Source organism: Pseudarthrobacter sp. MEB009 (genome assembly GCF_030208875.1).
GTDB lineage: Bacteria > Actinomycetota > Actinomycetes > Actinomycetales > Micrococcaceae > Arthrobacter.
Genome location: NZ_JARVTC010000012.1, coordinates 43,622 through 64,105 on the forward strand (window position 1 = coordinate 43,622; position 20,484 = coordinate 64,105).

At 68.1% G+C, this 20,484-nt stretch carries 18 protein-coding genes; 7 read left to right on the plus strand and 11 right to left on the minus strand.

The window, feature by feature from the left end; genetic code table 11:
• Positions 1 to 11 precede the first annotated feature (11 nt).
• Complete coding sequence (locus QRN07_RS10765) at positions 12 to 1,004, minus strand: stage II sporulation protein M (protein WP_200933633.1); 993 nt, start codon at positions 1,002 to 1,004, stop codon at positions 12 to 14.
• Between the two features lie 97 nt (positions 1,005 to 1,101).
• On the opposite strand from QRN07_RS10765, the gene QRN07_RS10770 reads away from it, so the two are divergent.
• Positions 1,102 to 1,902: an RDD family protein gene (locus QRN07_RS10770; RefSeq protein WP_050686226.1), complete on the plus strand. Its 801-nt coding sequence runs from the start codon at positions 1,102 to 1,104 to the stop codon at positions 1,900 to 1,902.
• A gap of 2 nt (positions 1,903 to 1,904) precedes the next feature.
• Here the strand turns inward: QRN07_RS10770 and QRN07_RS10775 are convergent, their stop codons facing one another.
• The 4 genes from QRN07_RS10775 to QRN07_RS10790 form a co-directional block, all read right to left on the minus strand.
• Complete coding sequence (locus QRN07_RS10775; protein ID WP_285241014.1) at positions 1,905 to 3,143, minus strand: L,D-transpeptidase; 1,239 nt, start codon at positions 3,141 to 3,143, stop codon at positions 1,905 to 1,907.
• 108 nt (positions 3,144 to 3,251) lie between these two features.
• Positions 3,252 to 4,730 (minus strand): adenosylhomocysteinase, encoded by a 1,479-nt coding sequence (ahcY, locus tag QRN07_RS10780; RefSeq protein WP_050686222.1) that lies wholly within the window; start codon positions 4,728 to 4,730, stop codon positions 3,252 to 3,254.
• Between the two features lie 39 nt (positions 4,731 to 4,769).
• Positions 4,770 to 5,000, minus strand: coding sequence for a Trm112 family protein (locus QRN07_RS10785; RefSeq protein WP_050686220.1), 231 nt, complete (start codon positions 4,998 to 5,000; stop codon positions 4,770 to 4,772).
• Between the two features lie 78 nt (positions 5,001 to 5,078).
• Positions 5,079 to 5,468 carry a DUF3499 domain-containing protein gene (locus QRN07_RS10790; protein WP_050686218.1) on the minus strand — a complete coding sequence of 130 codons (390 nt, stop codon included), beginning with the start codon at positions 5,466 to 5,468 and terminating at the stop codon, positions 5,079 to 5,081.
• Between the two features lie 117 nt (positions 5,469 to 5,585).
• Here QRN07_RS10790 and QRN07_RS10795 point away from each other — a divergent pair, with 117 nt between their 5' ends.
• Entirely contained in the window at positions 5,586 to 6,098 is a 513-nt protein-coding gene (locus tag QRN07_RS10795; RefSeq protein WP_056597960.1) for a metallopeptidase family protein, read from the plus strand.
• A 26-nt stretch (positions 6,099 to 6,124) separates the two neighbouring features.
• Here QRN07_RS10795 and QRN07_RS10800 read toward each other — a convergent pair whose 3' ends face one another.
• The 3 genes from QRN07_RS10800 to QRN07_RS10810 are packed head-to-tail and all read right to left on the minus strand — an operon-like array spanning position 6,125 to position 11,698.
• Positions 6,125 to 7,807 carry a DUF5719 family protein gene (locus QRN07_RS10800; RefSeq protein WP_285241015.1) on the minus strand — a complete coding sequence of 561 codons (1,683 nt, stop codon included), beginning with the start codon at positions 7,805 to 7,807 and terminating at the stop codon, positions 6,125 to 6,127.
• Positions 7,800 to 11,138: a glycosyltransferase family 2 protein gene (locus QRN07_RS10805; RefSeq protein WP_285241016.1), complete on the minus strand. Its 3,339-nt coding sequence runs from the start codon at positions 11,136 to 11,138 to the stop codon at positions 7,800 to 7,802. Before QRN07_RS10805 ends, QRN07_RS10800 begins: the two co-directional genes overlap by 8 nt.
• A gap of 29 nt (positions 11,139 to 11,167) precedes the next feature.
• Positions 11,168 to 11,698 carry a WhiB family transcriptional regulator gene (locus QRN07_RS10810; RefSeq protein ID WP_082178404.1) on the minus strand — a complete coding sequence of 177 codons (531 nt, stop codon included), beginning with the start codon at positions 11,696 to 11,698 and terminating at the stop codon, positions 11,168 to 11,170.
• Positions 11,699 to 12,076: 378 nt separating this feature from the next.
• Between QRN07_RS10810 and QRN07_RS10815 the strand changes: the two genes are divergently transcribed.
• Positions 12,077 to 12,775, plus strand: coding sequence for a TIGR03089 family protein (locus QRN07_RS10815; protein WP_050687897.1), 699 nt, complete (start codon positions 12,077 to 12,079; stop codon positions 12,773 to 12,775).
• A gap of 36 nt (positions 12,776 to 12,811) precedes the next feature.
• Here the strand turns inward: QRN07_RS10815 and QRN07_RS10820 are convergent, their stop codons facing one another.
• The gene (locus QRN07_RS10820; protein WP_050687898.1) at positions 12,812 to 13,372 is read right to left on the minus strand and encodes a GtrA family protein; all 561 of its coding nucleotides are present in this window, start codon (positions 13,370 to 13,372) and stop codon (positions 12,812 to 12,814) included.
• Between the two features lie 174 nt (positions 13,373 to 13,546).
• Between QRN07_RS10820 and QRN07_RS10825 the strand changes: the two genes are divergently transcribed.
• From QRN07_RS10825 to manA, 4 genes are read left to right on the plus strand one after another with little or no spacing between them, the layout of a single operon-like run.
• Entirely contained in the window at positions 13,547 to 14,743 is a 1,197-nt protein-coding gene (locus QRN07_RS10825; RefSeq protein ID WP_285241017.1) for a 5-(carboxyamino)imidazole ribonucleotide synthase, read from the plus strand.
• A complete protein-coding gene (gene purE, locus QRN07_RS10830) occupies positions 14,740 to 15,324 on the plus strand; it encodes a 5-(carboxyamino)imidazole ribonucleotide mutase (RefSeq protein WP_050687900.1) in 585 nt (194 codons plus the stop codon). Before QRN07_RS10825 ends, purE begins: the two co-directional genes overlap by 4 nt.
• Before the next feature lie 9 nt (positions 15,325 to 15,333).
• Positions 15,334 to 16,977 carry an LCP family protein gene (locus QRN07_RS10835; protein WP_056597952.1) on the plus strand — a complete coding sequence of 548 codons (1,644 nt, stop codon included), beginning with the start codon at positions 15,334 to 15,336 and terminating at the stop codon, positions 16,975 to 16,977.
• Positions 16,978 to 17,017: 40 nt separating this feature from the next.
• Positions 17,018 to 18,277, plus strand: a complete 1,260-nt coding sequence (gene manA, locus QRN07_RS10840) for a mannose-6-phosphate isomerase, class I (RefSeq protein ID WP_285241018.1) — start codon at positions 17,018 to 17,020, stop codon at positions 18,275 to 18,277.
• On the opposite strand, the gene QRN07_RS10845 is transcribed toward manA, so the two are convergent.
• Both QRN07_RS10845 and glpX read right to left on the minus strand, forming a co-directional pair.
• On the minus strand, positions 18,274 to 19,326 hold the full coding sequence (locus QRN07_RS10845) for a lipid II:glycine glycyltransferase FemX (RefSeq protein ID WP_285241019.1): 1,053 nt from the start codon (positions 19,324 to 19,326) through the stop codon (positions 18,274 to 18,276). The genes manA and QRN07_RS10845 overlap by 4 nt on opposite strands.
• 93 nt (positions 19,327 to 19,419) lie before the next feature.
• A complete protein-coding gene (gene glpX, locus QRN07_RS10850; protein WP_197273624.1) occupies positions 19,420 to 20,442 on the minus strand; it encodes a class II fructose-bisphosphatase in 1,023 nt (340 codons plus the stop codon).
• Between the last annotated feature and the right edge of the window lie 42 nt (positions 20,443 to 20,484).

The following is a 20,484-nucleotide window of genomic DNA, read 5'->3' on the forward strand; positions in this document are numbered from 1 at the left end:
ATTACAACGATTCAGGCAGCGATTTCCGTATAGCCTGCGTCCTCGCTGCGCAGGTCACCGCGTTCCCCGGCCAGGAAGGCGCGCCGCCCCCACACCAGGACATAGGTCCAGTAGGCCGCCAGCACGGAGGCGCCGATGCCCAGTTTCGCCCAGACGGGCAGCGGTGAGGGGGTAACAAAACCCTCCACCAGCCCCGAGACGAACAGCACCAGCACCAGACCCAGCGCCACCGTGATCAGGGACCGGCCTTCCCGGGCCACGGCCCTGCCGCGGGTCTGCCGGCCCGGGGACACCATGGCCCAGAAAATCCGGAGCCCCGCAGCACAGGCCACAAACACGGCAGTGAGCTCCATCATTCCGTGCGGCAGGATGTAGCTGAAAAACACATCCGGCTTGCCGGCGGCAACAAACATCCCGGCCGCCACCCCAACCGACTGCGCATTGCTGAACAGGATCATGGGCACCCAGAATCCGGTGATGCCCAGGGCTACGGCCTGGGCGGAGATCCAGGCGTTGTTGGTCCATACGGCGCCTGCGAAGGACGCCGCCGGGTTCTCGGAGTAGTAATCGATGAAGTCGTTGTTGACGTACTGCGCCGCCTCGGCTTCCGAGGCAACCGCCCGCAGCACGTCCGGGTTGGTGCCGATCCACACGGCGAAGGCTGCGGCGACCAGGACGAACGCGGTGCCGCAGGCAAGGGTCAGCCAGGAAATCCGGTACAGGGCCGCCGGCAGGGCAGCGACAAAAAACCTGGCAATGTCGGCCATCGGGTTGCTCCTGGCGCCGGTAAACCGCGTCCGGGCCTGGGCCAGGGTGGCGGACAGGGAAGCGGAAAGCCCGCTCTCGGGCGCCAGCGACCTGATGAGGGACAGGTGGGAGGACGTGGACTGGTACAGGGCCAGGAGCTCATCAGCCTCGGGCCCGGTCAACCTGGGTTTGTGCGCCAGCCCATGCAGCCGCGACCACTTGTCCGAGTGCACTGCCGAGAAGGCATCCATATCCACGGGACCAGCCTAACCTTCCCGCCGCTAGACTCTGAGTGTCCGCAACGTTCCGGCCGGCGTCCCGCCGGACCGCGCACCCCCGGAAGGGAACATCCCCGTGAGCTCCATCATCACCGGCGAGGCAGTGGTCCTGGAACTGCGGCCCGCGTCCTTTGGCGGCCGGGCCCTGGGCCTGTTCATCGATGTGGCCTGCCACGGTGTGCTGCTGGTGGCCATCCTGATCGGCCTGACATCGGCCGGCGGGGACCTGGACGAGGCTGCTGAGCGTGCCCTGGTCCTGTGCAGCGTGGTGTTTTGCCTTGTGGTGGTCCCGGTGGCGGTGGAAACGCTGAGCCGGGGCAGTTCGCTGGGAAAACTGGCCACCGGGTTGCGTGTGGTCCGCGAGGACGGCGGAGCCATCCGGTTCCGGCATGCAGTCATCCGCGGCCTGACGGGATTCCTGGAAATCTACCTGACTTTGGGCGGCCTGGCGTTGGCCGTGTCCTTGTTCAACGACAAGTCCCGGCGCCTCGGTGACCTGATGGCGGGCACGTACGCGGTCCGCAGCCGTGTTCCGGTGGAACGGGCAGTGCCGATCTTTGTCCCGCCCTGGCTGCGGGCCTGGGTGGAGTCGGCGGATATCGGCCGGCTGCCTGATGCCACCGTCCGGCGCGCCGCCCAGTTCCTGCGGCAGGCGGGCCGGATGGCGCCCCTCTCCCGGGCGGGCCTGGCAGCGTCGATCGCCACGGAACTGGCCGCGTATGTTGCCCCGCCCCCGCCGCCGGGCACGGGCCCGGAGGACTACCTGTCAGCCGTTGTGGCCGAACGCCGTCAACGCGAGCTCATCCGGCTGACCCGGTCGCGCCGGCGCAACGCGGACGTGGGCGAAAGGCTGCAGCGGCTGCCCTTCACCGGCTGAGGTCAGTTGTCGTACTCGGCCCACGGGATGTTCCAGTCGCCGAAACCGTCGTCGTTCGCGGCGTAGTCACCTTCGGTGTTGATGATCTGGACGACGTCACCGGTGCCGAGGTTCTCAAAGACCCAGGCGGCGCCGTCGGGAAGGAACCCGATGCAGCCGTGCGAAACGTTGGTGTTCCCGATGAAGGGGAAGGCGGAATCCAGGGCCTGGTGCAGGTACGCGCCGCTGAGGGTGAGCCGGATGGTGTACTCCACGTCCTCCTCGCCGTAGTAGGCGGGGTCCCCTGGCTTGAGGCCGATGCTTGCCGCCCGGAAGTGGTCATATCGTTTTTTCTCCATCAGGACGCCGAACCCGCGGGCCGAAGGGAAGCGCTTGTCCCCCATGCTGACCGGCAGGGTCTTGACCGGCTGGTCGTTCACGCTCAAGGTGAACGTGTGCGCGGTGGCATCCGCGACGGCCACTTTTTTGTCACCGATGGCGATGCTCATTTTTTTGTTGAAATTGGCGATCTGTCCGTTGCCCAGGTCGACGCCGAATAGCTTCATGTCCATGGACACGGTGGAGTTGGCAGCCCAGAACGTCTCGGCCCGGTACCGCACCATGGTGTCGCTGTACCAGTGGAAGGCGCCCACCTGGCCGGCGCTGCTGGTCACGGTGATGGCCTTTTCCACGGCGTCCCGGTTCAGGACGGGTTCGCTGAAGGTGACCTGCAGGGGTTGCCCGACGCCGACTTTCATGCCGTCCAGCGGGTAGATGGCGGCGTCCGCCTCGTGGGAGCTGGAAACCGTGGCGAAGGACCGGGTGGTGCTCGTTTCGCGGCCGGCGCTGTCCTTGAGGACGTACGTGTAGCTGTAGTCGGTGTTGAACTTCAACGCCCCGGTTGCCGCCCAGGAGGTGCCGGCCGGATCGATGCTGCCGTCCACCGCCTCGCCGCCGGTGCTGGTCAGGGAGACCCGTTCGATGGTCCCGTGGTCAACCTTGAGGGACACCGGGGCCGCCGGATTGACCTGCTTGGCGCCGTTGGCCGGTGCCGCGTCAACGCTCACGGGCGTGATGACGGGGGCGGCGATTCCGGGGGACGTCCGGGCTGCGGAGCCGGCCTCTGACTCCAGCGGGGTCCCGGCGAGTCCCGGCGCTACGGCAGCAAACACACCGCCGGCGGCGGCGAGCAGGCACACGGTGGCCACCACCAGAATCTTCTTGACGTTGCCCTTGCGGCGGGGCTTGGTATCAGGCTCCATACATCGATTCTAGGTGGTTGCAAGGAACCCGGGTGCCAGCGGGCACCCGGGTTCCTGGTGGCACGGCTTCGCCGGGCACCGGCGGCGGGACCGCCGGTGCCCGGGCCGTCAGTAGCGGTAGTGCTCGGGCTTGTACGGGCCTGCGGCGTCGATGTCCAGGTATTCGGCCTGGTCCTTGGACAGTTCGGTCAGCTCCACGCCCAGGGCGTCCAGGTGGAGGCGGGCCACCTTTTCGTCCAGGATCTTGGGCAGGACATAGACCTGGTTTTCGTATTCGCGCTCGTCGGCCGGCTGGTCCTTCTTGGTCCACAGCTCGATCTGGGCGATGGTCTGGTTCGCGAAGGAGTTGCTCATAACGAACGACGGGTGGCCCGTGGCGTTGCCGAGGTTAAGCAGGCGGCCCTCGGACAGGACAATGATGGACCGCTCGGAGTCCGTGCCTTCCGAAAGGACCCATTCGTGGACCTGCGGCTTGATTTCGACCTTTTTGACGCCGGGGATCCGGGCCAGGCCGGCCATGTCGATTTCATTGTCGAAGTGGCCGATGTTGCCCACGATGGCTTTGTTTTTCATGCCCGCCATATGGTCGGCCATGATGACGTCCTTGTTGCCGGTGGTGGTGATGAAGATGTCACCGAGGGCCAGGACGGACTCCAGTTTTGCCACCTGGTACCCGTCCATTGCCGCCTGCAGTGCACAGATGGGGTCAATCTCGGTGACGATCACGCGTGAACCCTGGCCGCGGAGGGCCTCTGCCGCGCCCTTGCCCACGTCGCCGTAGCCGCAGACGACGGCGACCTTGCCGCCCATCAGCACGTCCGTGGCGCGGTTGATGCCGTCCGGGAGGGAGTGCCGGATGCCGTATTTGTTGTCGAACTTGCTCTTGGTGACCGAGTCGTTGACGTTGATGGCCGGGAAGAGGAGCTTGCCCTGCGCAGCGAGCTGGTAGAGGCGCAGCACGCCCGTGGTGGTTTCCTCGCTGACGCCCTTGATCGTGCCGGCGATGCGGCCCCACTTCTGCGGGTCGGCGGCGAGGGAACGGCGGATGACGTCCAGGAAGATGACGTGCTCGTCGGAGTCATTGGCGTCCGCGGCGGGGACAGCGCCTGCGGCTTCGAACTCAACGCCCTTGTGCACCAGCATGGTGGCGTCGCCGCCGTCATCGAGGATCATGTTGGGTCCGAGGTCCGGGTTTGTGTCCGCACCGGGCCAGGTGAGGATCTGCTCTGCCGTCCACCAGTACTCCTCCAGCGACTCACCCTTCCAGGCGAAGACCGGGACGCCGGCGGGCTGGTCCACGGTGCCCGTGCCCACAACGACGGCGGCGGCGGCCTCGTCCTGGGTGGAGAAGATGTTGCAGGAGGCCCAGCGGACTTCGGCGCCGAGGGCGGTCAGGGTCTCGATCAGCACAGCCGTCTGCACGGTCATGTGGAGGGAACCGGCGATCCGGGCGCCCTTGAGCGGCTGGGTGGGACCGAATTCCTCGCGCAGGGACATCAGGCCCGGCATTTCGTGTTCTGCGAGGCGGATCTGGTGCCGTCCGGCCTCTGCCAGGGAAATGTCGGCAACCTTGTAATCAAAAGTCATAGTGGTCCTTAATTCTGGATCTGATGTGCTGGTTCCGCGCTACGGCGCGGCGGTGCCGGCGGGATCGTGCTGGTCCGAGCCGGCCCTGGTGGCTGCTGCGAGCAGTTCCGGCGGCAGGAGCAGCGGGATGCCGTCCTGGATGGCGTAGCGCGGCGCAGCGCCGGCTTCCCCGGCGTTGGTGGCCACCAGTTCCTCACCCTCCTGGACCAGGGGTGAGCCGGTCACGGGGCAACGCAGGACTGACAACAGCTCGGGACTGATCTTTGGCATTTGTTCATGCTCCCTGGCGGGCGCGCTCGCGCCGGTAGCGGACTGACGTACAGCGTCCAGCCTACCGCCCGCCGCGCCTCAGGACGGTTCCCGGAGGACGCGCAGGTGGCCCCTGCGGGTTCCCTCGGTTCCTGCCGGAGCTTCCAGTGCCGTGTGGGGGCCACGCTGGGCGGAAGGCCGCTGCTGCGGGGAAGGCTGGGCTGCCGCCTCGCGGACGGCGTCGGCCAGGGCGAGCAGGTCGTCGGGGCCTGGCTGCTGCGGTGTGGTGGGCATGGCCAGACGGAGTACTTCCCAGCCCCGGGGAACGGTCAGGGAGTCGGCGTGCTGGCTGCACAGGTCATAGCAGTGGGGTTCGGCGTAGGTGGCCAGGGGCCCGAGGACCGCGGTGGAATCCGCGTAGACGTAGGTCAGCGTCGCCACCGCTGACTGGCGGCAGGCGGATCTTGAACACTGACGGATAGCTCCCACGACAGCCCAGACTACCGGGCCGGCAGCCGGAACCCGCGCATTGGCGCGCGGCCGCGCGCATCGGGCTGCTCCGGCGATCCTGTCGCGTAATCCAGGTGCCGGGTTTACAGTCAATGTATGCAGTCATCGAACCAGGAATCAGCATTTACGGTCCGGTTGGCTGACCCGGAAGCCCACAGGGATCCGGGCACCGGATCAGCAGGCCGCGGCTTCACTGCCCGCCGCCGTAACCGCCACGGGCGTGGCCTGCGCGGCGAGGTGATGCTTCCCGCCCACCCCGGCTACCGCACCCGCTCGGACCGCTTTGATGACATGGTGATGGAATCTGCGCAGCGTTTGCACGACATCTGGGGGAAAACCCTGGACGGTGTCCGTTTCGGGGTGGATGAGATTCCGCCCAACCTTGAGCAGTTGGCGGCCGCAGCTTCCCCCGTGCCCATGGGCGCGTCCGCGCCGGCCACGGCCGACGACGGCCCCATGATCACCGTGTACCGGCGGGTGGTGGAGCAGGGCACCGCGAGCTCCGATGAACTCCAGGACCTGGTCCATGATGTGGTGGTGGAGTACACCGCGGAGATGCTGGGCGTGGCACCGGAAACCCTGGACCCGGTGTACCGGCGCCGCTACTGAGCCGCGCCGGCCCCCGGCAGCCTGGGTCAGTAGCCCAGTGCCACCGGAACGCTTTCCTGGCCGGCTGCCGCCGGCATAAAGGCCAGCGACGAAATGTCGTTCCGGCCATCCTGCTGCAGCAGCAACGCCCCGTACGCGGCATCCCCGGAAGCGGAGACAACGTAGCCCACAACGTCGGCGCCGTCGGTCTTCTCCGGAATGGTGATGGCCGCGGTGGTGCCGCCGGCAATGTCCGCCGTTGCCGGGGCCCGGACCTTGCCGTCCGACGTGACAGCGGCGTAGGTGATGCTGGCGCGCGCGTCGAGGGCCCCGAATACCAGTTGCCGGACCCCGCCCAGCGGCACGGGCACGACGTGCTGGCTGCCGAGCCGGACACCTGACGGCGCCCAGGCCACGTCTGATTCCTTCTCTGCGTCGACGCCCCGGCTCATCCGCGCCGCGGCCACAAAGGAGACATCCGAGGATGCAGCAACCGTGTATTGGCCGGCCGGGACGCCGGCCAGCGGCACCTCGGTGACGGCGCCGGCCTTGGCGGTGACTACGCCGCCGTCGGGCAGTGCCTTCTGGCCGTCCCGCCCGTACAGGCTGATCTCCACCACGGCATCTGAAGGGCCGGGCACTGTGAGCTGAAGGGCGGGGCCGGCGTCGTCGTAGCCGGATTTTCCGGTCATCGCTGTGACTGCTGCGGGGGCCTGGATGTCGACGCCGGTCATGACCTGGCGTGTGGACGGTGCGGTTCCGGGTGCGATGAAATCGACGCCGCCGGGGGTAAGTCCCCGGAGGACACTTTGCTGGATGACGGCGGCCACAGGTCCGCCCGCGCTGCGGACGTGGACGCTGAGCTGTTCTTCGGATGGGGCCAGGCCGGCAAGGATGACCGAACGCGTGGTTCCCGGCGCCACCAGGAGGCCGCGGCTGCCCGGGGCCTGGATCTGGCCCGAGGCACCAAAGAGTTCAAGGCTGACAGTGGCCGGCGTGGTGGACGCGTTGGAGAGCACCAGGACGGATGTCCGCCCTACGGTGGTCCGCGCTCCGGCCAGCCACTGGTCATTGGCTGGCTGCTGGCAGTTGGTGGCGGCCATGCCGCGAAGGTCACCGTCAGTGGCGGAGAACTTCAGGGCAGCAGCCGCCGATGCCTTCTGGTTTGCGACGGGGTCGGCCTGGAGCACGGAGGCCTGGTCCGTGGCACGGCCGGCGACGATGCCCGCAAGGGTTTCCTGGGGGGCGCTGTCCTTGGCGGGTGCGCCTGGCTCCTTGGCAATTTCGACGGCGGTGGCCCCGTCGAGGCGGGACAGCCGGCTGGCAGGAAGCACGCCGGCTGACCCCAGGACCACTCCCGTGACGGTGGTGGCCGCGGTGGCGGATTCGGGGCTGAACTGGGGGTCGGTGCCGGCTTGGGTGCCCTCGAGCAGACGGGCGGGCCCGGGGCAGACGCCAATGCTGGTGCCGGCGGGAACGGTGGCCGCCACAGCCGCCAGGTCGCGGTTGGACGCGGGGCCCAGCAGGGACCCTGCGGCCACCACGGCCCCTGCGGCTGCCAGCACCAGCGCGGACGCGGCAAATCCTGCCGCCGCGGCTTTGCGCCGTTTTCCGGCGGGACGCACGGGGGCCTCCGCCGGGGTCCCGGCCGCCGGGGCGGGGGGTTGCGGAGCTGAGGGCTTGGCCGGTGCTGTGGCCTGGCCCGCTGCGGGGGTGGTGTTCTCACGCATTCTGTTGTTCCTTACGCAAAGAGCCCTCGCCACGTGAAAGGCCGGTCCGTGGCCGCGGCGCCGGCAGTGGGATGGCCAGCAGGATGGTCAGGCCGATCACCGTCAGCTGGGCTATTCCGGCCCAGGGCCCCCAGGGGTTTTCGTAACGGACAGTCAGTTGGCCGGCGGCGGTGGGAAGGGCAAAGGCCTGCGACCAGCCGGAGGTGGCGGTGGGCAGCTTTTGGCCGTCCAGCCACGCGCTCCAGTGCGGATCGGCCCGTTCAGCAAGGACAAGCAGCCGGCCGTCCGGCCCGGCAGGGATTGCGGCGTCGACGTCGGTGGCTGCGGACGGCACCATGGCAATCGCTGCCCCGCCGCCGTCGACAATCCTCACCCTGTGGGCAACCTCGGCAGCCTGGTTGGCGGGCTGGTTGAGGGGCGTGATGCGCCACAGCCAGCCCATGTCCGTCTGGCCCACCGCGACGAGTCCGGGCACGGCGTCCATGCGGCTCGCGGTCAACTGCGCGGCGGAATCGGCGGCGCGGAGCACCACAAACCCGGCTCCCAGCTGTTCCAGGTCCGCGCGCGGGTCCACGCCCTGGCCCGCCACGAGCGTTGCCACAACCCGGCGGATCGAAGCGGTCACGCCGTCGTCGTCGCGGACGGTTTCGGCGCCCGGCGCGCCGATGATGTTCCGTGCTGAAGCGATCGCTGACAGGCTGTCCAGCGTGGTGCCGGCGCCGCGCTGGAGCGCAGCATCGATGGTGCCGTCGTCGCGGGTGCTGATCAGGAGGGTCCGGGTTTGTTCCGGACCTGTCCCCCGGTCGATTGCAGTGGCCGGCAAGGTCCGCGGGGTGGCGGGAACCACCAGCCGCGGGGTGCCCAGCGGCTGGCCCTCGGCGTCTGCCGCAGGCGCTGCCGCTGCGGCGGGATCCGTGCCCAGCAGGTTCTGGGCGGACCAGGCGGCCATGCCGGCGAGGGGGCCGGCCAGGACCAGGACCAGGCCGGCGGCCACGGCCACCCGAACCCCTGCCCGCTTACGGGGATTGTGGGCGGCGGCACGGTCGGCCAGCGAGAGGAGCTGCTCGGCGCCGAGCAGGCCGGCGCCCAGCAGGGCAAAGGCCGCTGCCGAGACGGCGGGCCCGGTAAACGGCACCACCAGGGTGTCCGCGCCGGCCGCGGTGGCCACCTGGCCGGCGAGCCAGCCGCCGGCAAGGGCTATCGCGGCTGCTGACCACAGTGACCGGACCGTTTTGGCGCGGCGGCCTGTGATGAACAGCCCCACAACAGCGAGGAGCAGGATGGGGACGGCAACCAGGCCGGCGAGCACCGGGGCCCAGGGAACAGTGCCGCCATCGAAGACGGAAAGCCCGGCCAGGCCGCCTTCAAGGCCGAACCGCAGGGGCTGGCCCAGGAGCTGCTGCCACAGGGGTGCGGCTTCGAAGGCCAGGGGCAGGCCTGGATCGGCGAGGAGGGCGCGGGGCCGGTCCAGCACGGACAGGCCAAACGGAATAAACAGGGCAGCGGCGGGCAGTAGGGCCCACCACACGGTCCGGCCGCGGCGGCCCAGCAACAGTCCGCACAGCACCACCACGGCCACGGCAGGCACCAGCAGTGCCGGCGCCGAAGCCGCGATGACGGCCAATGCCAGGCCGGCGGCGGCCGCAGCTGTCCAGGACGGGGTGCCGTTGATGCCGGGCCGGATGGGTGGCTTGTTTCCTGTCCTGCGGTCGCCGGGGGCGGGCATGGTGAATCGTCCGTGGCCTACCGCTGATCCTGTGGCCCGGAGCAGCGCGAGGGCAAACAGGGGAATCATCAGGTGCGCGATCAACGCACCGGCGCGGCCCTGGTTAAGTGCCACCTGCAGGGCCGGGGCAGCGGCCCAGGCCAAAGCGGCGGCCAGCCGGAGCCTGCGGCGGACGGTAAGGCCGCCGGCCGCGAACCAGGCAGTGAGTCCGGAAAGCGGGGTGCTGAGCAGCAACAGCCACGCCAGGGCGGCGTTGGCGTCGCCGCCGCCGATGACGCCAAGGACCCACAGGACGTATCCGAAGGGGTCGCCACGGCCCGGCAGCCCGGCGCCGAGGCCCACCCACCAGCTGGAGGCATGGTGCCAGATGTCGCCCAGGCCGGCGGAGACGGGGATCAGCGCACCACCGGATACGGCGTCGGCGCGGAACAGGCCGGCGAGGCCAAGCAGGGCGGCGACCGCGGCGACAATAACGGCAGCAAGGGCGCCGTTGCCCACCCAACCTCGCTTGGTGGTGGCCAGGGCGGCAAAATCATCAGCGGCGTCTCCGGTGGGCTGGTTGGCCAGCGGATCGTGTTCCAGCTCGTCCGCCGGAGTGTTGTCGGATCCCAGCGCCTCCATGAGGGACCGCCGGTGGCTCCACACCTCCCGGCGGGGGGTCTGCAGCTTCCGGATCACGGAACGCCGGATCCTCCGGGTTTTCCGCGCAGCCCCCCTGGCGCGGGCAACGGCCCGGGGCCGGGCCAGGGCAGCGCAGGTCGCGGCCAGCTGGGACAGGCCGTACCCGGGATCTTTGACCAGGATGCTGAGAACGAACTTGAAGAGGCTGCCCAGCAGGGCGCCAACAGCGTGGACCGGGACCAGCCAGGCCGGTGCGTGCTTGAGCCGCAGGTGGACCTGGGCTTTCCTGGCAGCGGCAGCGTTGCCCAGGGCATGCGGCCGGTGGGCCACATGGAACATCCTGGCCGAAGGCACCACCACCACGCGGTGCCCGGCCAGGCGGTTGCGCCAGCAGAAATCGACGTCGTCGCCGCTGCCGGGAAGCGCCGGGTCGAAGCCGCCCAGCTGCTCCCAGACGTCGCGGCGCACCAGCATCCCGGCGGAATTCACCGCGAAAGTATCACTTCGCCCGTCGTACTGGCCCTGGTCCAGTTCCTCGGCGTCAATCAGGGTCAGCCGTTCAGCCCAGCGGCTCGTTGAAAGGCCCACGTCAATGAGGTGGCGTTCCGCGTCCCAGTCCAGCTGCTTACAGCCGGCCACGGTCACGGACGGCGCCCGCTCCACTGCCATGAGCAGCTCGGCCAGCGCCTCCGGCGCCGGCGCGGCGTCGTCATGGAGCAGCCAGATCCACTCCGGGCGTGCGTTTTCGGCGGCGGCATGCCATGGCGACAGCCCGGCAAGGCCGGCCTGCACGGCAGCGCCCATACCGCCCTTGACCCGGTCATGGGCCACAACGTGCGCGGCGCCGAGGGCCCCGGCAAGGAGCTGCTGCGATTCGTCGCGGGAGCCGGCATCCACACCGATGGCGCGGTCAACCGGCCGGGTCTGTTCCGCCAGGGCGGAGAGGGTCCTGGGGAGATAGGCACTGCCGTTGTGGGCGACCACAACGGCAGTGACATAAACGTCCTGAAGAATTAGACTGCCCGCTTCCTAAGCCGCCGGCGCTCGCGCTCGGACAGGCCACCCCAAATGCCAAACCGTTCATCGTTGGCCAGCGCATACTCAAGGCACTGCGACCTTACGTTGCACGCACCGCAAACCTTTTTGGCGTCCCGGGTTGAGCCGCCTTTTTCCGGAAAAAACGCCTCGGGATCCGTCTGGGCGCACAAGGCGTCAGTCTGCCACCCCAGCTCCCCTTCGTCGTCGAAGTCCTGCTGGAACGGCAGGCCCAGCCATTCCGGCTGCGTCGCGGCGGAAATGGCCAGTTCCATGGGCGGGTCGAGTTCGTCCTCGGGATCCGCGCCGCTGGAGAGGGCTTCATGGGCTGCCAGGAACGCGGTGGCCTGCTGGTCAAGGCTGCCGCCGGAATTCCGGTTGTAGCGTTCGGCGGCGTCAGGATCTGCAGGATCCACATACCAATCGCCGGGCACGCCCCGTGCACGGTATTTGGCTGTCGCCTGACCGGCGACAATGCCATCTTCCTGGATTCGCTCTGCTTGCCCCACGGCGACCCTCCTGCTGTTGCGGCTACTGCCTGGATACGTGGACACTCGGTTGTGTGCCGGTATTTACGCAGTTGCCTTAGATATCTAATTACACGTGTGTAACTTGGGTGAGTCAAGCCGGAGCCGGGATAATAATCACTCCGAACCCCCAACGCGCGCACGCCACGCCGATCATTTCGTGGCGTGTCGCACGGCCCTCGTGCAGGTCAGCGCGGTTCCCGGCAGCTGCGGCCCTGATTTCCCGGCAATCGGGCACCTTCGGGCAACGCCCCGCCGGTATGGACGTCACTCCGGTGAGAGGCAAGTCACAGGCCTGCTGCACCGGAATGGTCCCGGCCTGCTGGCGCACGGAGGGCTGCCCGGTGGCAGGATGGAGTCATGACTACTCCGGCGTCCCACCTGATGACCAGCCTCCGTTCCGGCAATGCCACAGCGCCGCGGCTTACCTGGTACGGCCCGGACAGCGAACGCGTGGAACTTTCCGGCAGGGTCCTGGACAACTGGGTGGCCAAGACCAGCAACCTGCTCCAGGACGAACTGGACGCGGCTCCCGGGATGCGGCTGAAACTTGACCTGCCCGCGCACTGGAAGTCAATGGTGTGGGCCCTGGCAGCCTGGCAGGTGGGTCTGGAAACGGTCCTGGACGGGGCGGACGCCGATTTCCTGGTCACGGCGGCCACCGACCCGGTCGAGGGCCGGTATGACGCCGTAATCGCCGTTGCCCTGCCTGCCCTGGCCATGCGCTGGCCGGGCACGCTGCCGGCAGGCTGGGTGGATTACGCCGCCGAAGTGCGCTCCCATGGTGACGTCTTTATGGCCCATGCCGAGCCGGACCCGGCGGCCTGCGCCATCCGTGCCGGCGGGGGCGGGGTCCACAGCCAGGCTGGGCTGCTGGAGGGCTTCGCACTCCCCCACGAGGACGGCGCAAGGATCCACCTCGCCGCCGGGGATGGCCTGGAAGGCGCCCTTGCCGGCGCACTGGGCGCCTGGCAGCACGACGGGTCGGTGGTGCTGACCGCACCTGAGGTTGAACTGACGGACCACCTGCTGGCTACCGAACGCATCCACGGCAACTAGGCCACAGCGGCCCTGCCCGCGCGCATTCGGGCTGGATCAGGGCCGGGACGGTCCGCCCGGGGTGCTGCCCTGATCGGCGGCCGGAGCCTGCCCGCGGTGCTGGTGGTGGAGTTCGATCAGGTCATGGTCGTGCGAGAACTCGGGTTCCTGGTCCAGTTCCTCATTGAAGACCCAGAACCGGTAGGCGAAGAACCGGAAGATGGTGCCCAGGACAAGGCCCACAACGCTGCCCGCGATAAAGAGCGAGGGCTTGTCGTTCAGTTCCAGGACGTACTTGGCGAACCACACGCAGCCGGAGGCGATCAGCAGGCCCACGAAGTTCATCACGGCGAACAGGACGGCCTCGCGCACCACGTTGGCCTGCTTACGATGGCGGAACGTCCAGAACCGGTTGGCCACCCACGAGAAGATGCTGGCCACGATCGTGGCGACGGCCTTGGCCCAGACTTCGCTGCCGTGCATGGGCCCCGTGAAAAGCCAGATGAAAATGGCGGAGTCAATGACAAACGCCACACCGCCCACGGCCCCGAATTTGGCAACTTCACGCCAAAAGAGTGAGGCGAGCCCCCGGATTCGATCTGCAAGTGCGCTAAACATGACCCTCCATGGCCGTCTGAACTATGGGCCACACGGCCAAACGACTATTTTAGCCCCCAAACACCCCCTCCGGCCCCTCCGCCGCCGCCTTCCCCGGCGCAGATTGGTGGAAATCTTCGGCGTAGAGCGCCCGGGAAGCCGGGATCACGGGCTGTCTTCGGTAGGCTTGCCCATGTGACTTTTCCAGTAATAGGCGTGGTTGGCGGCGGCCAACTGGCCCGAATGATGGCCCCAGCCGCAACCGCACTCGGCTTTGAACTCCGTGTCCTGGCAGAAAGCGGGGACGTTTCGGCAGTCCCGGCGGTCCGGACCTCACCGGTGGGTGACTACAAGGACCTCCAGGCCCTGCTCGGCTTTGCCGAAGGCGTGGACGTGCTGACCTTCGACCACGAGCACGTCCCCACGGCGCACCTGCGCGCCCTCCAGGACGCCGGGGTCAACGTCCAGCCCGGACCGGACGCCCTGGTCCATGCCCAGGACAAACTGGTGATGCGTGGTGCCATCGAGAGGCTGGAACTGCCCAACCCCGCGTGGGCCTCAGTGGACGGCATCGCCGACCTGGTGGCCTTCGGGGAGGACAGCGGCTGGCCCGTGGTGCTGAAGATGCCCCGCGGCGGGTATGACGGCAAGGGTGTTCGGATTGTCGCGTCCGCGGAGGAAGCCGCAGAAACCGCTGAGTGGTTTGCCGCCATGAGCCCGCTGCTGGCCGAGGCCAAAGTGGAATTCACCCGCGAACTTTCGGCCCTGGTGGCCCGGACTCCGGACGGCGAGTCCCGGGCCTGGCCCGTGGTGCACACCATCCAGGTTGACGGCGTCTGCGATGAAGTCATTGCCCCGGCCCTGGACATCCCGGTGGAGGTCGCCGCCGCTGCCGAGGACGCGGCCCTGCGGATCGCCGCCGAACTCAACGTGACAGGCGTCCTCGCCGTCGAACTTTTTGAAACCCCCGGCTCCGGCCCCGGGTTCCTGATCAACGAACTGGCCATGCGGCCGCACAACACCGGCCACTGGACCCAGGACGGTTCGGTGACCAGCCAGTTTGAGCAACACCTCCGGGCTGTTTTGAACCTTCCGCTCGGGTCCACCGACGTGCTGGCACCGGTAGTGGTGATGAAGAACTTCCTGGGCGGCGACAACCAGGACCTGTTCTCGGCGTTCCCCCTGGCGTTGGCCAGCGAACCGGCCGCCAAAGTGCACTGCTACGGCAAATCGGTCCGCCCGGGCCGCAAGATAGGACACGTGAACCTGGTGGGCACGTCCGCGGCGGACGTTGATTCCGTCCGCAGCCGCGCCTCGCTGGTGGCGGGCATCATCCGTGATGGCCGCGTCCCCGCCGGGGAACCGCAGCAAACATTCGAGGAGAACCAATGAGCGCCAAAGCCAACCCCGCCGCCACACCGGCGGCGGCCCCCCTGGTGGGACTGGTCATGGGTTCCGACTCCGACTGGCCCGTGATGGAAGCTGCGGCCGAAGCCCTGGCTGAGTTCGGCATCCCCTTCGAAGCTGATGTGGTTTCCGCACACCGGATGCCCACCGAGATGATCAGTTACGGCAAGTCCGCCCACGAACGCGGGCTCCGTGTGATCATCGCCGGCGCCGGCGGTGCCGCCCACCTGCCCGGCATGCTGGCGAGCGTCACTCCGCTGCCCGTGATCGGCGTCCCCGTTCCCTTGAAGACCCTGGACGGGATGGACTCGCTCCTTTCCATCGTCCAGATGCCCGCCGGTGTACCGGTGGCCACCGTCTCCATCGCCGGCGCCCGGAACGCGGGCCTCCTGGCTGTCCGGATCCTCGCAGCCGGTACCGACGATCTGGCAGCCTCCCTCCGGACCGACCTGCTCGCATTTGCCGAGGAACTCAACGCCGTGGCCAGCCGCAAGGGGGCAAACCTCCGGCAGAAAGTCAGCGAGGTCTTCGCGGACCCCGCGGGCTCCCCCCGGGGCAGCCACTAGGACGCGCCCATGGCCAGCAGCAAAGCACAGCACGAAGCCACCGGCAGTGGCCTGACCGATCCCGTCCGGTTCCCGGCCGGCGCCGCCCCCGCGGTCCGCACCAAGCGGGCCTTTGTCCTGGTGCTGCTGACCCTCCTGGTTCCGGGCAGTGCGCAATTGGTGGCCGGCGACCGCAAACTGGGCCGCACGGCCCTGCGGGTCACCCTGTGCGCCTGGGGGCTCGTGGCCATTGCCCTGCTCCTTGCCGTGTTCAACAGGAGCCTGCTGATCAACATCCTGGCCAACCAGTTCGGTTCACTGCTGGTGGTCATCCTGCTCGTCGCCTTGGCTGCCGGCTGGGCGGTCCTGTTTGTCAACACCCTGCGCCTGATCCGCCCGGTCCTGCTGGCGCCCAAGGCGCGTCCCGGCGTCGCCATTGCCCTCGTCCTGTCGCTGGTCCTGGGCAGCGGTACCCTCGCCTACAGCGCCTACCTGCTCAACGTGAGCCGCAACGCGATCGGGAGTATCTTCTCTGCCGGCCCCGCCATCGAACCGGTGGACGGCAGGTACAACTTCCTGATGATGGGCGGTGACGCGGGCGATGACCGCACCGGCCGCCGCCCGGACAGCCTTTCCGTCCTGAGCGTGGATGCCAAAACGGGCCAGACGGCCATCATCTCGGTGCCCAGGAACTTCCAGAACGCACAGTTCAGCGAAGGGTCGCCGATGCGGGACATCTACCCGGACGGTTACAACTGCGGCGACGAGTGCCTGATCAACGCGATCAACACCGAGGTCACCAACAAATACGCGGACCTGTACCCCGGCGTCGCTGATCCAGGGGCGCAGGCCACCATGGAAGCCGTCTCCGGCACCCTGGGCCTCACGGTCCAGGCCTATGTCCTGGTGGACATGGAAGGTTTCGCCAAACTCATCGACGCCATGGGTGGAATCAAAATCAAGGCCGGTGGCTGGGTGCCGCTGAGCGGTGAGGTCATCGATGAGGCGAACGGCATCCACGGCATGCCCATGGGCTGGATTCCGGCCGGCGAACACCGCCTGAACGGCGACCTGGCGCTCTGGTACGGCCGGTCCCGCGAATTTGTGGACGACTACGCCAGAATCCAGCGCCAGCAGTGCATCCAGCAGGCCATGCTCAAACAGCTCGACCCGGGCACGCTGCTGGCCAAGTTCGAGGAAATCGCCAATGCCGGAACCCAGGTGGCGGACTCCAACATCTCGTCCAACCAGCTGGGCAGCTTCGTGGACCTCGCCGTAAAAGCAAAGGGACTTGACATCAAGCGGATGACTATCGGTCCGCCGGACTTCGACGCCTCCTTCTCCACGGTGCCGGACTTCGGTGAACTCCACTCCCGCGTGGACCAGCTGCTGGCGTCGGCCGGGCCGCAGGCTGCCGGGACGGCCGACGACGCCATGGCAGTTCCCGCCGCCGGTACCGGCCAGGTGCAGGCCGCCGGAGTTCCTGCCGCCCTTTACGCGGCCGGCGCCCTTCCCCGCCAGCAGTCACCGTCGCCGTCGGACTTCGTCCCGGTGACCACCACGCCGGACGGCGAGCCGATTACCGAGGCCATGCTGAACGAACTCAAGCGCCAGGGCAACGAGCAGGCCATCCGGGACCTCGTGGCCAGTAACGGCAACTGCGCGCCGCTTTAGGCAGCGCAGCCAAACCAGAACCAAGTGATCGGAACGGGCTTTGTACGAAATTGAGAACGTCCTCCGGGATTATGCCTGGGGTTCGACCACCGCCATCGCCGCCCTGCTGGGGCGGCCCGAATCGGGCGGCCCCGAGGCCGAACTCTGGATCGGCGCGCACGCGGACTCCCCGTCGGTGGCCCGGTCTGGCAGGAATGGAACACCGACGCCGCTCAACGAGCTGATCGACGCCGACCCTGCGCACCACCTCGGTGCAGGTTCCGTGGCTCGCTTCGGTCCCCGGCTGCCGTTCCTTGCCAAGATCCTGGCCGCCGCCCAGCCGCTGTCCCTTCAGGTGCATCCGAGCCTCGAGCAGGCGCGGGCAGGTTTTGCCCGGGAGAACGACGCCGGCGTGCCGGCCAACGCAGCCAACCGCAACTACCGCGACGATAACCACAAGCCGGAAATGATCCTGGCGCTGACGCCGTTCGAGGCCCTGTGCGGATTCCGGCCTCCGAAACAGACCCGGCAGCTCCTGCAGCATGTGGCAGGCCTTTTTGACCAGGCCGGGCGCACTGCTCCCGCCTTGCTGGGCACCCTGCTCGCGGACCTGGCCGGACCGGACGAGGGACAGGCCCTCCGGACGGCCTTTGAAAGACTGATTTCCGGTGGCGGAGAGGTAGCGGAGGCCACGGCAGTGGTGGCAGCTGCCCTCATCTCGGGCGCGCCGCTGGAGCCCTACCGCCCTGAACTGGCCACAGTGGTCAGCCTGAACGAAAAATACCCGGGCGACCCCGGCGTCCTGATCTCCCTGCTGCTGAACCGGATTTCGCTGCAGCCCGGCGAAGCCGTCTACCTTCCGGCAGGCAACGTCCACGCCTACCTGCACGGCCTGGGTGTGGAGGTCATGGCATCATCGGACAACGTCCTCCGTGGGGGGCTGACGCCCAAGTTCGTGGATGTCCCCGAACTGCTGCGGACCATCGATTTCCAGCCCGTCGCGGTGCCCATGCTGGCGGCCACCAGGAACGGCCTGGACCAGGAAATCTTCAGCCCTCCGTTCGCGGAGTTCTCCCTGCAGCGCATCGCTTTGGGTCCGGACGCGGGTCCGGTGCCTATAGCCCAGTCGGGAGCGGCAGTGGTGGTTGTGGTGGCCGGCGACATCTACCTGGACTCCCCGAAGGGCGACCTGCACCTGTCGCGCGGCGGCAGCGCGTTCCTGCCGGCCGCCGAGGCGCCGGTGAATGTCCACCGCGCCGCGGGCAGCACCGAAGAAGTCCTCGCCTTCGCGGTGACCACCGGCCTTCCGGCCGGGGACTAGCGCTTCAGCAGGCGGGCCGCTGCCGGCCGGACCCGGCCAGCAGCGGCCTTCACCGCGCGCCGGGCGCCCTGCAGGCCGCGCCTGGCCAGCGGCATGGCTTTGGCGTAGGCAGGGTACAACGGCGACAAGGGCTTGTCCCAGGTGCCCAGGAGCAGGTTCTCGTGCTTGGCGAACTGCTTCTTGAAATCGGAGATGCCGTCGTTGAGCAGGCCGTTGAAGTCATACCGCGAGCAGCCGTCCGCTCGCATTGCCTGCAGGGCTGCCCACTTCACGCCGTAGTTGACCCGCTGCTTCTGCCCTTCGGCGGACACCCCGCCGTAGAGTTCGAAGGCCGTGGCACCGCTGCGGGCGAGCCAGACAAAGGCCAGGACCCGGCTGCCGTCAAACGCGGCGATGATCGGGGAACCCTCGCCCAGGTTGGCAAAGATGTCCCGGTAGTACAGGTCCTCATGGATGCCGAACCCGGCCCGTTCGGCCGTTTCGTGGTAGATCGCCAGGACCTGTTCCAGCTCGTCCGCGCTGGCGACCTTCCGGAACTCCACCTCGCTGCGCATTGACTTGCGGATGTTGGCGCGGGTGGACTTGGACATGTCCGCCATCAGCTCATCGTCGGTCCGGCCAAGGTCCAGGATGAGGGTCCGCGGGATCAGGACCGTGTTTTCGGTTTTGCGGAACCCGGCGGCAGCCACCGCGCCGGCGAAGTCCGAGTCGGCGTCCCAGTCAGGTTCGATGCTGAGCGCCACTCCCCCGTGACGGGTTGCGGCATGCGCCGCCAGGCTGTCCAGCACTGCGGGGGCATCGGCCGCTGAGCACATGGGCCCGCGGGGAATGTAGACCAGGGCCTTGAAGGGAAAGGGCAGTCTGCGGATCAGCAGCTGCGCGCAGCCAACTGTGGTGCCGCCGGCCACCAGGAGCACCCGGTCAACGGACCAACCGTGCGCGGCCTTGGTCTGCCCCCAACCCCACAGCTGCTGCGGATGCCCCTGGAACCGGTCAACATGCTCATCCCACAGGGTGCGGTCAGTACAGGGCACAACAGCGACAATCATGGCTTAAACCCTATACCAACGCGTTAACGCCGAAGCCCCGGGGCGCGCTGGGCACTCCGGGGCTTCGGGACGGGCCGGCTACGGCCGGCAGGCTCAGCTCTTGCGGGCGTAGCCTTCCCACTTGCTGGCCTGGTGCTCGCCGTCCACAAAGCGGATGGTGCCGGACTTGGACCGCATCACGATTGACTGGGTCAGGACCTTGTCCTTGGAGTAGCGGACACCCTTGAGCAGGTCTCCGTCCGTGATGCCGGTGGCTGCGAAGTAGCAGTTGTCGCTTGAGACGAGGTCGTTGGTGGAGAGGACGCGGTCAAGGTCATGGCCGGCGTCGATCGCCTTCTGCTTCTCGTCGTCGCTGGTGGGCCACAGGCGGCCCTGGATGACGCCGCCCAGGGACTTGATGGCGCAGGCCGCGACGATGCCCTCGGGGGTGCCGCCGATGCCCATCAGGGCGTCCACGCCGGTGCCGGACCGGGCCGCCGCAATGGCGCCGGCAACGTCGCCGTCCATGATGAACTTGGTGCGGGCACCGGCTTCGCGGATCTCTTCGACCAGCGGGCGGTGGCGGTCACGGTCCAGGATCATCACGTTGAGCTGGTTGACCTTAACGCCCTTGGCCTTCGCGATGAGGTGCAGGTTCTGCTTGACGGGCAGGCGGAGGTCCACCATGTCGGCAGCCTCGGGGCCGGTGACCAGCTTCTCCATGTAGAAAACGGCTGAGGGGTCGAACATGGAGCCGCGCTCAGCCACGGCGAGCACGGCCAGGGCGTTGTTGATGCCCAGGGCGGTCAGGCGGGTGCCGTCGATGGGGTCGACGGCAACGTCGCACTCAGGGCCGGTGCCGTCGCCGACGCGTTCGCCGTTGAACAGCATGGGGGCTTCGTCTTTTTCGCCTTCGCCGATGACCACAACGCCGTTGAAGTGGACGGTCTGCAGGAAGGAACGCATGGCGTCAACGGCAGCGCCGTCCGCCGTATTCTTGTCGCCGAAACCTACCCAGTGTCCGCCGGCGATGGCCGCGGCCTCGGTGACGCGGACCAGTTCAAGGGCCAGGTTGCGGTCAGGCTCGTCGTTGCCTACTGCCAGGGACGGTGAGATCGTGGAGTATTTCTGGGTCATGGACGCTGGTGACACGTGAACCTCTTCTTCGAGTGGCGATCA